The sequence below is a fragment of the Sporolactobacillus sp. PKPK-6 genome (assembly GCF_056678885.1).
In genome coordinates, this window is the sequence record NZ_JBWXPA010000001.1 from 1,160,465 (window position 1) to 1,173,977 (window position 13,513).

The 13,513-nt window shown below is 44.5% G+C and carries 11 protein-coding genes; 2 read left to right on the top strand and 9 right to left on the bottom strand.

Annotation, left to right across the window (positions count from 1 at the left end; genetic code table 11):
- Nucleotides 1-13: 13 nt before the first annotated feature.
- From AC1MBV_RS05600 to AC1MBV_RS05630, 7 genes are all read right to left on the bottom strand, one after another.
- Nucleotides 14-1,390, bottom strand: coding sequence for a M20/M25/M40 family metallo-hydrolase (locus AC1MBV_RS05600; RefSeq protein WP_255748508.1), 1,377 nt, complete (start codon nt 1,388-1,390; stop codon nt 14-16).
- 133 nt (nt 1,391-1,523) lie between these two features.
- Nucleotides 1,524-3,158, bottom strand: coding sequence for an ABC transporter substrate-binding protein (locus AC1MBV_RS05605; RefSeq protein WP_480947777.1), 1,635 nt, complete (start codon nt 3,156-3,158; stop codon nt 1,524-1,526).
- 30 nt (nt 3,159-3,188) lie between these two features.
- Complete coding sequence (gene opp4C, locus AC1MBV_RS05610; protein WP_255748506.1) at nt 3,189-4,121, bottom strand: oligopeptide ABC transporter permease; 933 nt, start codon at nt 4,119-4,121, stop codon at nt 3,189-3,191.
- Nucleotides 4,122-4,136: 15 nt separating this feature from the next.
- Nucleotides 4,137-5,087 carry an ABC transporter permease gene (locus AC1MBV_RS05615; RefSeq protein ID WP_255748505.1) on the bottom strand — a complete coding sequence of 317 codons (951 nt, stop codon included), beginning with the start codon at nt 5,085-5,087 and terminating at the stop codon, nt 4,137-4,139.
- 14 nt (nt 5,088-5,101) lie between these two features.
- Nucleotides 5,102-6,097: an ABC transporter ATP-binding protein gene (locus AC1MBV_RS05620; RefSeq protein WP_480947778.1), complete on the bottom strand. Its 996-nt coding sequence runs from the start codon at nt 6,095-6,097 to the stop codon at nt 5,102-5,104.
- Nucleotide 6,098: 1 nt separating this feature from the next.
- Complete coding sequence (locus AC1MBV_RS05625; RefSeq protein ID WP_255748503.1) at nt 6,099-7,121, bottom strand: ABC transporter ATP-binding protein; 1,023 nt, start codon at nt 7,119-7,121, stop codon at nt 6,099-6,101.
- 18 nt (nt 7,122-7,139) lie between these two features.
- Nucleotides 7,140-8,360 (bottom strand): M20 metallopeptidase family protein, encoded by a 1,221-nt coding sequence (locus tag AC1MBV_RS05630; protein ID WP_255748502.1) that lies wholly within the window; start codon nt 8,358-8,360, stop codon nt 7,140-7,142.
- Between the two features lie 402 nt (nt 8,361-8,762).
- Between AC1MBV_RS05630 and AC1MBV_RS05635 the strand changes: the two genes are divergently transcribed.
- Nucleotides 8,763-10,001 carry a M20/M25/M40 family metallo-hydrolase gene (locus AC1MBV_RS05635; RefSeq protein ID WP_480947779.1) on the top strand — a complete coding sequence of 413 codons (1,239 nt, stop codon included), beginning with the start codon at nt 8,763-8,765 and terminating at the stop codon, nt 9,999-10,001.
- A 78-nt stretch (nt 10,002-10,079) separates the two neighbouring features.
- Nucleotides 10,080-11,237 carry an amidohydrolase gene (locus AC1MBV_RS05640; RefSeq protein ID WP_480947780.1) on the top strand — a complete coding sequence of 386 codons (1,158 nt, stop codon included), beginning with the start codon at nt 10,080-10,082 and terminating at the stop codon, nt 11,235-11,237.
- A gap of 537 nt (nt 11,238-11,774) precedes the next feature.
- Here the strand turns inward: AC1MBV_RS05640 and AC1MBV_RS05645 are convergent.
- Together AC1MBV_RS05645 and rarD are read right to left on the bottom strand one after the other, a co-directional pair.
- Complete coding sequence (locus AC1MBV_RS05645) at nt 11,775-12,434, bottom strand: helix-turn-helix transcriptional regulator (RefSeq protein WP_255748517.1); 660 nt, start codon at nt 12,432-12,434, stop codon at nt 11,775-11,777.
- A gap of 121 nt (nt 12,435-12,555) precedes the next feature.
- Nucleotides 12,556-13,479 carry an EamA family transporter RarD gene (gene rarD, locus AC1MBV_RS05650; RefSeq protein WP_255748499.1) on the bottom strand — a complete coding sequence of 308 codons (924 nt, stop codon included), beginning with the start codon at nt 13,477-13,479 and terminating at the stop codon, nt 12,556-12,558.
- Nucleotides 13,480-13,513 lie beyond the last annotated feature (34 nt).

A 13,513-nucleotide genomic window follows, 5' to 3' on the forward strand; every position in this document is an offset into this window, starting at 1 on the left:
CTCCTTCTCTCTTTTATTGCGCAGCGAAATCAGTCAATAAGTAAGCCATGTGCAGGCTTCCATCCACATAATCTTTCATACGAATCGATTCATTCGGTGCATGTGCTTTAGATTCAGCCCAGCCGACACCAGTGCTGACAATCGGAAGATGGAGGTATTTATCGAAAACATACATCGGACCCGTTCCTGCTGAATTCGGATACAGGATGGCCTCAGACTGATAAGCCTCTTCCGCTGTTTTTTTAACTAATTTAAGAAATGGATCATTAATATCTGAGCGGAAGGCACGCTGTGATTCGATCATGTCCACCTTGACGTCTGAAAAACCGTGACGGGCAAGATGACGCTCGAAACAAGCAAGCAGATGTTCTCCAGTTTGTCCGGGAACCATGCGGCAATCAATCTTAACCTTTGCTTCCTTAGGCAGCACGGTTTTAGCGCCTTCACCGATATAACCGCTCACCATACCGCAAATGGTCAAAGTCGGATGCAGCATGAGTGCGTCTTGGGGCACCTCGCCGCGCGCCTCTGTAATAAACGGACGACTGAGTCCAAACGATTTTTTCAATGCTTCATCATTAAAAGGAACGGCGCGAACCGTTTTAATTAATGCCTCATCGGGTTCCTCTATCTCGTCAAAAAATCCTTCAACAGTTATGTCGTTATTCTGGTTTTTCATGCTGGCCAGTGCCTGCACCAAACGCCAGGCCGGGTTATCAATGACAGCGGCAAGTGATGAATGGATATCGATATTTGCGCTCTTCGTAGAGAATTCATAATAAGCAGATCCTTTTATTCCTGCAAAAAGCGAAACGCGTTCCGCTGCATCCTTATTGCCGAACTCCCAGATACATGCGTCAGCCTTAAAAAGTTCTGCATATTTTTTTAGATATGCGGTGAGACTGGGACTCCCGATCTCTTCTTCCCCTTCAATAAGAAATTTGATATTGCATGGCAGTCCGCCGGTTTGTTCCAATGCTTTAATCGCCGCCAAACGCTGCATCAACGTTCCCTTATTATCAGCAGTACCACGTGCGTAAAGAATGCCATCCTTTAAATAAGGTTCGAATGGCTCTGAGTTCCATTCATCAAGCGGATCCGGTGGTTGAACATCATAATGATCGTAGAAAAGCAAGGTTTTGTTTGCATTGCCCTTTTCCCCCGCAGGTAAAAAACCGTAAATAACGGGGTTGCCACCCAAATCGTCAAGAACCTTAACTTCTGCGCCAAGACCATTCAACAATTCAGAAACAAAATTGACTGTTTCCGGAATTGCCAAGTTCTGAGCAGAAACTGTTTTAAGCCGCAAATAGCTGTAAAGTGTCTCAATCGACCGATCCGCTTGTGCGCGTACTTCTTCCTCCAGTGCTTTTCTCTTGCTGCTCTCCATGATATCGCTTCCTTATCTCGTTTTATTAAGTCGCTAAAGCGGTATAAAAAATTTAAACAGCTGACTCAGAAGAGCAGCTGTTTAAATTTTTAACCATTTAATTGAGCTGGATCCAAAAGTTCAAGCTTGTTTATTATTTAAAAGCCCATTTTTGGAAATTGGCAACTGTGCCCGGCCAGTAAGCAGAAGCACCGCCGTAAGCAAGATCCTTACTCTTCACAACAACTTCGTTGTCAGAGTAGAGCGTAATTACAGGCATATCCTTTTCCCAGATTGATTGAAGCTTGCTGTAAATAACCTTTCTCTTCGCGCTGTCCGGTTCAGCCTTGCCTTCGGCAATAAGCTTCGTTGCTTCCTTATTTTCATATTTCATGAAGTTGTATGCACCTGTTGGACCATAAAGTGCGGAAACATCAGGATCAAGGTTGAATGTAAATCCGATCAAGAGCAGATCAAAATCGCCTGCCGCACCTTTTTGCATGATCGTTGGGAAATCATAAGTTGTTTCTTTAACTTTTACGCCGATCGCTTTGAAGTTCTGAACAATAATATCGGCGGATTGTTCACGCACTTTGTTTCCGATCGGAACAACGAAATTCAACGTCTTGTTGAAATCCCATCCAGCATCTTTCAACATTTGTTTTGCTTTCTTAGGATCATATTTAATCACGTTTGTGCTCTTGTCGAGATAAGGGCTTTGTGATGTGTATGGTCCGTCGACAATTTCACCGTTTCCTTTGAGCAGCTTGTCAACGATCTGCTGACGGTCAATTGCATACGCAAGTGCTTGACGAACTTTCGCGTTTGGCAATGTCTTTGTGTTGTACTGCATGGTCTGGAATCCAATTTGCGGATGAATTTCTGTTTTTACATTCTTAAGTTTCTGAGCTGTTTCAACATCTTGGAACGGTAGATTTCCGATACCGCCTGATGTGTTTGCCTGAATGGTTCCTGCTTGCAATTCAGCTAACAGGTTAGAAGCTTGCATAATCTTGATGAAGAACTTAGGTGTCTTAGGCTTACCAAGGTAATAGTCATTATTCGCTTTATATTGAATGTATGTGTTCTTGTTATAGGTTACAAATTTATATGGACCGTCTGTTACGTTAGGTGCCTGTACAAATTTGCTCTTAGAGAAATCTGCCGGAGCAATGTCTTTCAAGACATGTTTTGGCATCGTAATGATCTTCGTACCGATCATTTCTTTAATGTAATTAGGATCAACCGGTTTCTTCGTTTTGAAAGTAACCGTATGTTCGTCAACTTTTTTCAGATTAGGAATCGTCGTCGCGCCGCCGGTCAATTTACCATTGGCATCAACGCCTGTTAGCGTCGAGATATTCGTTCCGACAGCTACTTCTGATTTCGGGTTGGCAATCAAGTTGAACGTGAAAATAACATCATCAGCGGTAACCGGTTTGCCATCGGTCCATTTCGCTTTAGGATTCAAATTAATTGTATAGGTCTGGTTATCGGTCGTGTCGATCGACGTTGCCAGTTTCGGCTGAAACTTCAATGGTGACGTCATATCAAGAAATGCATCGAACATAACGCGAATCGCGAATTGTCCCCCAATATCTCCGGTATTAATCGGATTAAAACCGCCGGGAGGGTTTACGGTTCCAACATAAATTGTATCTTTCTTCTTGCTGCTTCCTGATGATCCTGAACCGCCACCGCAAGCTGCGAGAAAAACGAGGGACAGAGCCATAAAGGATGTGATCACATATTTTAAGATACGTTTTGAAATGATTTTGTGTCTGTTCATTGTGTTGTTTGCATCCCCTTTTATTGTTTCTTATTTTGCGTTCTGTGACTCAATTGCATCACGGAGGCCGTCACCGATAAAGTTAACCGATAGCACGGCAAGTAAAATCATCATGCCCGGCGGAATCCACAGCCAAGGCTGCGATGAAAGCACGGTAATCGATTCCGCCTGTGTGAGCATATTTCCCCAGCTCGCCGCCGGCGGACGAACGCCCATTCCAAGGAAGCTTAATGACGCCTCCATGATAATGGCCGACGCAACGCCGAATGTGGCGTTAACTAGGATTGGCGCCAGCGCATTCGGAAGAATGTGCTGGAATAGGATCTTCGGCGTTGAATAGCCGAGTGCAACACCTGCCTTTACGTAGTCCATTTCTTTTATAGAGAGCACACTGCCCCTGACCAAGCGGGCAATAGCGGGCCAACCGAGAAGACCAATAACGATGGTAATATTGAAAAGGCTAGGTCCTATAATACTAACCAAGACAAGAATAACCATGAAGTATGGAAAAGACATGAAGATATCGGTGAGCCGCATAATAATCATGTCGATCCATTTGCCGAAATAACCGGCAACAAGTCCTAAAACAATACCAATTGCAACATAAATGGCCACAGCTCCAATCCCAACAGAGATGGATACTTGAGCGCCATAGATCAAGCGGCTCATCACGTCGCGCCCGACGGGGTCGGTACCTAATATGTGTGTTGCTGATGGTGCGGCCTCAAATTCATTAAAAATCTTATTTGGATCATGAGGCGCGATCACAGGAGCCAGCGCAGCAATAAGGATAATTAACAGAAAGACAATTAGTCCGATAAAAGCGAGCCGATGTTTAAAGAAGCGCCGGCTGACCATATGCAGATAACTTTCTTCATCTCCAAGCTTTGCAATCATTTGTTCGGAAGTCGCAAGGCCGTCTGCTTCCGGAACATTTTTATTCGGGTTTAATTTCATAGCCATCTCTTCCGCTCCTCCTTAGTCATACCTGATTCTTGGGTCGGCGACGGCATACAGAATATCTGTCAGCAGGTTAGCAACAAGTACGGTTAATGCTGCAAGCAAGTTGATCGCCATCAGTGTCGAGTAATCCCGAGAAGTAATTGATTGGATCGTGAGCAGCCCAAGTCCCGGCCATTGGAAGACCTGCTCGGTAACAATCGCACCGCCGATCAGCATCGGAATATCAATTCCAATTACAGTAATAATAGGAATCAATGAGTTTCTCAGCGCATGCTTATTCGTAATTATAAACTGTGAAAGTCCCTTAGCCTTCGCTGTTCTCAGATAATCTTTGCCGAGGACGTCCAGCATACTGGAACGAACATAGCGCACCATGTTTCCAGCGATTCCTGTTGCAAGGACCAGAACCGGAAGAACGAGGTGATTAATCGTATCCATCAACCCTCCGTCTCCGCCAAGAGTATTCATGCTACCCGTTGGGAACAGCAACAGTTTGCTGGCAAATACATAAATAACGCCGAGTCCTAAGAAAAAGTGAGGAACTGAAATGCCGAAAAATGAAAAACCGGTAACAAGATAATCAATCCAAGAATTTTGCTTTCGCGCGCAAAGGATACCGAGTGGAATGGCAATGAGATAGCCGACAATTAGTGACACACCCATCAACATGACCGTAGGACCTACATGAGCAAGCAAAATCTGCGTTACGGGTTCACGTGTTGAATAGGAAAAGCCCAAATTACCATGAAACAACTGAGTAAGCCAATTCCAATATTGCACCCAAACCGGCTGATCCAAACCAAGCGCATGCTTGGTGGCAGCAAGCTGCTCCGGTGTTGCGGAAGGATTGACCATCATATCCACGGGATTTCCTGGAGCAAGATTAATAATGAAAAAGTTCAGTACGGTTACCCCAAAAAGCACGGGAATAGCGATTAAAATTCGCCTAATGATGTATTGAAACACTTAAAGTCCTCCTTTCATGCATTTACTGGCTCAAGCGGAAAATGACAAGCAACGAGATGATCTTTTCCTGTGAGCGCGGGCACTTTTTCGCGGCAGATATCTTTTGCGAACGGACAGCGTGTATGGAACACGCAGCCCTTCGGCGGATTCGCCGGACTCGGAACATCGCCTTCGACAACCATCTGATTCCGATCGCGCATATGCGGATTCGGAATTGGATAAGCGTTAAGCAAGATTTCCGTGTAAGGATGTTTCGGATGTTCAAATATTTCTCGTGTAGTCGCAAGCTCCATAACTTTTCCCAAATACATGACAGTGATCCGGTCGCTTATGTACTTTACAGCGCCAAGTCCGTGTGCAATAAACACATAAGTCAGATTGAGCTCTTTTTGAAGATCTTTAAGCAGATTCAATACCTGAGCTTGGATGGAAACATCAAGAGCAGAAACCGGTTCATCACAAATGATCAGCTTCGGATGCAGCATCAAGGCACGGGCAATCCCGATTCTTTGCCGCTGTCCGCCGGAAAATTGATGGGGGTAACGGTTTTTATATTGTTTCGAGAGACCGACAATTTCCAGAATTTCATTCACCTTTTTGTCTGCCTCGCTTTTGGTCGCCAACTTATGGGCGATCAGTGGTTCAGCAAGCAAGTCGCCGACGCGTTTTCTCGGATTTAATGAGGAATATGGATCCTGAAAAATGATTTGCAGATCGGTTCTCAGCTTCCGCATTTCCTTATGCGAGATACTCGCTAAATCCTTGCCCTGAAATAAAACTTGTCCGGCTGTCGGGTCTTCCAAACGAACCAGCGAGCGTCCGGTCGTGGATTTTCCGCATCCGGATTCGCCAACCAGACCCATCGTTTCGCCCGGATAAATGTCGAAGCTTACATCATCGACTGCTTTTACGTAGCCGACTGTTCTTGAGATAACGCCTTTCTTAATTGGATAATACTTTTTTAAATTCTTGACTTGGAGCAACGGCTCTTTTTTTTCAACGGATGGCATGTTATGAACTCACTTCCTTTTCTGCATGCTTCGTTTCATATTCTTGCTCTTCTTTTTCATATAAGAAGCATCGAATGCTGTGAGCCTGCTTGTCCTCAATTGGCTTAAGTTCAGGCTTTTCTTCCAAGCAGCGCTTCATTGCGTGCGGACAACGGTCATAGAAACGGCAGCCCTTCGGCATATTATGAACACTCGGTACGGAACCCGGGATGGAGTTCAAACGCATATCGTCCGGATTGGTGATGTGCGGAATGGATTTCATCAATCCCAGTGTGTACGGATGTTTCGGGTTGTCAAAAAGGGTATAAACATCCGTTTCCTCAACAACCTGACCCGCGTACATGACCGCAACTTTATCCGCCATCTCAGCTACAACACCTAGGTCATGAGTAATCAAGATAATTGCGGTATTCGAGTCTTCACGCAAATTTTTCATTAGTTTCAAAATCTGAGCCTGAATCGTCACATCGAGCGCTGTCGTTGGTTCATCAGCGATCAGCAGCTTCGGGCGGCAGCTGAGCGCCATGGCAATCATGACACGCTGCCTCATACCGCCGGACAGCTTATGCGGATACTCATCAATAATTCCTTCAGCTCTTGGAATACCTACTTTTTTCAACATTTCTACCGCATATTTTTTTGCTTCACTCTTTGAAAGCTTCATATGCAGCTTGATACCTTCAGTCAGCTGATCGCCGATAGTAAGGACAGGGTTGAGTGACGTCATCGGTTCTTGAAAAATCATGGAAATATCATTCCCGCGGATTTTTCGCATGTCTGATTCAGTTGCATGTGCGATATCCTTGCCGTTGAAAAGGATAGAGCCCTCAGTTACTGAGCCGTTTCGATCCAGGAGATGCATGATCGAAAGTGAGGTCACTGACTTCCCGCAACCTGACTCGCCGACAAGGCAGATCGTTTCTCCTTCATTTAAATCGAAACTCACTTCGTCAACGGAAGTAACGGGACCTTTTTCCGTTTGAAATTCGGTTTTAATTTTGTCTACCTTTAAGAGTTCACTCAAAACGTTGTCCCTCCTCAGTTATTTTACGGCAGCCGCATTGTCGGTTAATTGTGGCGTTTCCTTCGCACATAGATATTTATCAACCAGCGACAGGAATGCTTTTCCGGCTACCAGCATCACGCGTTCATCAAAATTGAATTTCGGATGATGATGCGGATAGCTGGCTCCCACTTCCGGATTGCCTGCTCCGGAAAACCAAAACATACCCGGTTTTTTCAGCAGGAAGCTTGAAAAGTCTTCGCCGCCCATTTGCGGAGCGATTTCAACGGCTGTACCTTCACCGAATGTCTCATCCATTGCCGTTTTGAAAACATCGGTCTCTTTTTCGTGATTGTAAACCGCCGGGTAGCCGTCATGATAGTCGACATGACCTTGTGCATGATACGCAGCACAAACATTTTCAACGATAGAATCTAATTCCTTCTTTATTTTTTCGCGAACCTCCGGATCAAAAGTTCGAACAGTTCCTTCAAGTGTCGCCGTATCTGCGATTACATTCGGAGCAACGCCCGCATTGAATTTTCCAATCGTTACGACTGCTGCTTTTTGCGGATCGACTTCCCTGCTGACAATCATTTGCAGCTGATTGACAACTTGAGCGGCCACTGCAACAGAGTCAATTGAAATGTGCGGTGCGGATCCGTGTCCACCCTTGCCTTGAATTTCAATTTTTATATAATCGGCTGCTGCCATGAAATAGCCTTTACGGTAGCCAATCGTGCCATAAGGTACCGTACTCCATAGATGTGTTCCAAAGACCAAGTCCACATCATCCAGGCAACCATCTTTAATCATTGCCTGAGCTCCTCCCGGCGGAAATTCTTCAGCTGGCTGGTGCAGCAACACAACGTCGCCGGCGAGTTCATCTCGATGCTCTTGGATAACTTTCGCAACCCCAAGCAGAGTGGATGTGTGTCCGTCATGTCCACATGCATGCATCACATTCGGTACGTTCGATTTGTAAGAAACATCGGTTTCTTCATTGATCGGAAGTGCATCGAAATCCGCGCGCAAAGCGACAGACAATCCCGGTTTTGTTCCATGAATTCTTGCAACAATTCCGTAACCGCCGACATGAGTCTTAATATCGGTGATGCCAAAGCTTTTAAGCTTTTCTAAAATAAACGCCGATGTTTCTGTCTCGTGATATGAGAGTTCCGGATGCTGGTGAAGAAATCTTCGCCACTCCACCATTGAATTGAATGATTTTTCCAAATCGTCAGACCATGAAGTGTTCATTTTCTGACCCCCTGCTATGAATTAATTACGAATAGTAACAAGTTAAAACAATGAAACTATAAATTATTTTCAGAATTCACAAAAACTATAAAGCAATTATAAATGACGCAAAGCAATTAGTCAAAAAAATTATTAAAATGATAAAATGTTTTTACAAATATGCGTTAAGAATCCTAACACATCAGTCATTATTATGACTACAATGAATTATTTTTCACTTTTTTTTGAATAACGAGCTTTAATTCGGAGAGATATGATAGAATTTATTACAATAATAATAAATTATTTATGATTTGACAATAAGAAATACTATAAATTATTTAAATAGTGTATTCTAATAAAGAAAGTCAGGCATCTTCTGACTCATTAATTTTTCTATTATTCTTTCAGGGGTGAGTAGTTATGGATGGTCAGAATCAATCACCGAACTTCAGCAAAATCGTTTGCGACTTGCGGGCACTTCCCTCCGTTAATGATGCATTGACGTATCTCGCTTCGGACAATGACAGGACCACCACAGAACAAATCGAGTTGACATCGATTCCTGCGCCGCCGTTCAAAGAATCTAAAAAGGCAGCCTGGATGGTTCATCGTTTTCAAACACTCGGCTTGACAGATGTACATACGGACGATGAAGGAAATGTCATGGGATTGATTCAAGGTAATTCGGATGCAAAGAAAATCGTTGTTTCCGCTCATCTTGATACGGTTTTTTCCGAAGGAACACAAATTAAACCCATCATCAAAGATGGCATTGTGTACGCTCCAGGCATCTCTGATGACGGCCGTGGTCTTGCCGTACTCTTGACTCTTATTCGTGCATTGAGTGCATCCGGAATTAAGCCGCAGCGTACACTCCTTTTTGTTGCCACCGTTGGAGAAGAAGGTCTGGGAGACTTGCGCGGCGTCAAAGCACTCTTTAAAACACGTAGAGACATTGGCGGTTTCATCTCCGTTGAGCCCGGCAGTCCCGATCGAATCACGGCGACTGCAGTCGGCAGCCATCGTTATTCGATTACATTTACAGGACCGGGCGGACACAGCTTCGGAAACTTCGGCATTCCAAGTGCCATTCACGCACTCGGACGAGCTATTGCAAAAATAAGTGAGATTCAGGTTCCTGACAATCCGGTAACTACATTCACTGTGGGTACAGTCAGCGGCGGCACATCGATCAATTCGATTGCACAGAATGCGGAAATGGGATTGGACATGCGTTCGATTTCGCAGGAAGCGCTGCTGGAGCTGGAGAATAAGGCGCTTGCCTGTATCCATCAAGCGGTTGAAGAAGAGAATGCGCGTTGGAAAAAAGGAGAATTGATTAAAGCAGTAATCCGGCTTGTCGGAGACCGCCCGGCCGGAGCTCAAATGAAAGACGCTCCGGCGGTTCAAACCGCAATGGCTGTCATTCAAGATTTTGACCTTGAACCGAAACTGCTGCCGATGAGCACCGATTCCAATGTTGCCATCCATTTAGACATTCCCGCGCTCACTCTTGGCGGAGGCGGTGAATGCGGCGGTATGCATACTTTGGAAGAATTTTATAATCCAAAAAATGCCTATATCGGTGCACAAACGGTTCTATTGACCGCACTCGCATTCTCAGGCATCGCGGAAGCTTCACCCTCTGTATTACCCTAACTACTTATTTTTTGCTTAGAACCGCATCCTGCGGCTTTAACGGACTAATAAACGAAACCGTATAAAGGGGACTTACCATTGACTAAAACTCTCGAAGAAAAAGAATTAGAACAGAAGCTGATTGCATGCCGCCATCAGCTGCATGCAAATCCCGAGTTGTCCTTTGAAGAATATGAAACAACCGAGGCACTGAAAGGCTGGTTGTCCGAAGCCGGTGTGGAAATGCTGGATTTACCGCTGGAAACCGGAGTACTCGCAGTTATTCGCGGAGAAAAACCGGGTCCGGTCATTTGTCTGCGTACGGATATCGACGCCTTACCCATCCAAGAGACAACCGGACTTCCTTTCGCTTCCAAAGTTCCGGGCAAAATGCACGCCTGCGGTCACGATTTTCACACGGTATCGATTCTCGGCGCAACCTTGCTGCTCAATGAACGTAAAGATGAGCTTGAGGGAACTGTTAAAATCATTTTCCAACCTGCTGAAGAAAATGGCGGTGGTGCAGTAAAAGTATTGGAAACCGGTGTCCTTGACGATGTACAAGCCATCTTCGGTATGCACGATATGCCGCATATTCCAACGGGAACCATCGGTATCAAGCCAGGTGCCCTGATGGCCGCTGTTGATAAATTCACCATCGATGTTGAAGGGACTGGAACTCATGCTGCAGCACCAGAAAAAGGAATTGATTCTATTCTCGTTGCAGCGCACATCATGACCGCGCTTCAATCTATTGTTGCTCGAAATATTTCGCCTTTGGATAATGCCGTAATCAGTGTCACACGTCTGGAAGCCGGAAACACTTGGAACGTCATTCCGCAAACGTCTCAGATGGAAGGCACTGTGCGCACGTTCCAAGAACATGTACGCGACCAGATCCCTGCTAAAATGCAGCGAGTTGTTGAAGGAGTTGCCGCAGGACTTGGTGCAAAAGGTACCTTGCACTACACGAAGCTTGGACCGGCAACAATCAATAACGAGAAACTGGCGAATTGGGCGGTCGATACCGCTAAAGCATCAGGTTTGAATGTCATCACACCGATTCCTTCGTCTGCCGGTGAAGACTTTGCCGAATATATGAAAAAGATTCCCGGTGCCTTCTTCTTCATGGGTGTCTCCGGAAATTCCGGATTGCATCATCCCGACTTGATTATCGATGAAACAGCAATTCTCCCAAGTGCCAAATTCTTCGCAAATTTAGCGGTTGATATGTTAAAGAAGGTCACAGATTTATAATCTCATCTGGTTCAAACAGAAAATGCCTGAAAGATCGGAAACCGGTCTTTCAGGCATTTTTTATACGATAAAGAAATGAAGTAGTGGGCAAGAAAGACGAACTGCGAGGTATATGAAAGCGACATGAACGGCAGCAACATTGCAAGCTAATGCGGACCCGAGAAAAGTGAAAACTAATGGCGGAAAGCTTAGAGCTAATCCATTAAAAATTAAAGCGAAACCCCAGAGTTTAAAGCCAAACCTATAAAAGTGAAAGCGAACCGCACCTATTATTATCTCGTTACCGAACTTCATTCGTTTCAACTTTTCATGATTTCGTTACGACTTTTTCTCGATTCGTTACAAGTCCAGACATCCGCACATCTTACGGGTTCTTGAGCATCTTCCGACTACTGTTCAGAAAATCCATTAAAATCTTCACTTCTTTTTTCTTCCAAGAACAAAAAGAACCGGTATCCTGATCTGATCCCCAAAATTTGGATCTTGTTGTCCAATTTATGGGGCAGTTTATTCAGGACCGGTTCTTTCACTATTTTTTCACACACTGCCGTGCACTTTTTTAACCTTGCTCAGATAGCGGTAGATCGATGCTTCCGAAGTGCAGAGTTCCTCAGCAACAATGCTGACAATCCCCTTTAGCAGGAAGATTCCGTTTTCATTCAGTTTCTCAATGATTTCCAAGCGTTCTTCTTGAGACATTCGCTCCGGCGGTATATTCACGCCGCCGACAATTTCTTTAATACTTGCCTTGGCAAGATCTTCAATGGACGGGCTTAAATGTTCAACAGTCGGCAAGCTCTTCTTTTCTTCCGGTTTGCGGACACCGATAAACTTACTTAGATAGTCTATAACTCGTTCCATTTTTTTATAATCAACGTTAATACAGAGCATGCCGATGATCTCATCTTTTTCATTACGAATAAAGAAAGTCGACGAACGCAAAATCGTGCCGTCTTTGGCTACGCCTTCATAATTTGTGATGAACGATTTGTTTTGCGATCTGCCTTCTTTAAGCATTTTAAGAATCAAATTGGTAACCGGAGAACCTATTTCGCGTCCACTTAAATTGGTTTCACTAATCGCTACAATCGAATTCTCGAGATCCGTCACATCATGAAGAATAATTTCAGTATCATCTCCAAGCACTTCTCCCAGAAAATCGACCAAATCTTTATACCTTTCTAATTCCGCGTTGATAAAACCACCGCCCTACTTGTTCATCAAATATAAGAAGAAACAATTATCATAATAAAAAAATAAAGGTATATTTATTGTCCAATATACATTCATGCTTGTCAACGAATGAGCAGCTGCGCCGCTATATAGTGGAAGATCGATCCACACGTCTATTCGATCCTTTAGCCATTTCGTTCCATGCATAGACCGCAATGGACAGCCATATGAAAATAAAGGATACGATCTGAATCCGATCCATCGGTTCGTGAAAAACAAAAAGGCCAATAAGGAAAGCAGCCGATGGTGTCATGTATTGGAAAAAGCCAATCATTGTTAATGGAATACGTTTCGCACCTTCGGCAAACCAAATCAGTGGAAGCGCAGTAAGCACACCGGCGCCAATGAGCAACAGTCCTGTTGGTTGAGAAAAGACGCTTATGGATTGTGGTATTTGAATGCCACGAACGATGAGAAAGATCAATGCAAACGGAACAACCACCAGCGTTTCGATGGTCATGCCGACGTATGCTTCAAAGAGAACGAATTTCTTGCTGAGACTATAGACACCGGAAGTCGCGGCAAGCGACAATGCCAGCCAAGGTACATGCCCATAGCTGAATGCCATCACAAGGACACCAGCAGCTGCGAGAAAAATAGAAAAGATCCCTTTATTCCCCGGTCTTTCACTTAAAAAGAGAATGCCCATCAGCATGCTGACCAGTGGGATAATGTAGAGACCGAGACTTGCTTCAATTACATGTTCATTGGCAACAGCCCAGATATAAATGATCCAATTAGCACTGATTGATAACGAGCTTGCGATGACAATGATCAGCTGCTTCGGCTGCTTCAGCAGCCATTTGCTTTGAACGATCAAATCGTTAAATTTCTTGCGAATCAGGATCATAACTACCATAAAAACAAATGCCCAAATGATGCGGTGAGCAAGTACCTCACTTGATGGAACAGACCCCAGCCATTTCCAATAGAGCGTGAGGAAACCCCAAATCGAGAAGGCAAAGAATGTATAAATAACTCCTGAACGCATGTCATCTCGTGAATTCATCCTCGGCGCACCGTCAAATCGCCAGCGGTAAAAG

Excerpts from the sequence above, each read along its gene's own strand:
- opp4C (WP_255748506.1), bottom strand. The coding sequence starts at position 4,121 with ATGGCTATGAAATTAAACCCGAATAAAAATGTTCCGGAAGCAGACGGC.
- AC1MBV_RS05600 (WP_255748508.1), bottom strand. The coding sequence starts at position 1,390 with ATGGAGAGCAGCAAGAGAAAAGCACTGGAGGAAGAAGTACGCGCACAA.
- rarD (WP_255748499.1), bottom strand. The coding sequence starts at position 13,479 with ATGAATTCACGAGATGACATGCGTTCAGGAGTTATTTATACATTCTTT.
- AC1MBV_RS05620 (WP_480947778.1), bottom strand. The coding sequence starts at position 6,097 with ATGCCATCCGTTGAAAAAAAAGAGCCGTTGCTCCAAGTCAAGAATTTA.
- AC1MBV_RS05605 (WP_480947777.1), bottom strand. The coding sequence starts at position 3,158 with ATGAACAGACACAAAATCATTTCAAAACGTATCTTAAAATATGTGATC.
- AC1MBV_RS05630 (WP_255748502.1), bottom strand. The coding sequence starts at position 8,360 with ATGAACACTTCATGGTCTGACGATTTGGAAAAATCATTCAATTCAATG.
- AC1MBV_RS05635 (WP_480947779.1), top strand. The coding sequence starts at position 8,763 with ATGGATGGTCAGAATCAATCACCGAACTTCAGCAAAATCGTTTGCGAC.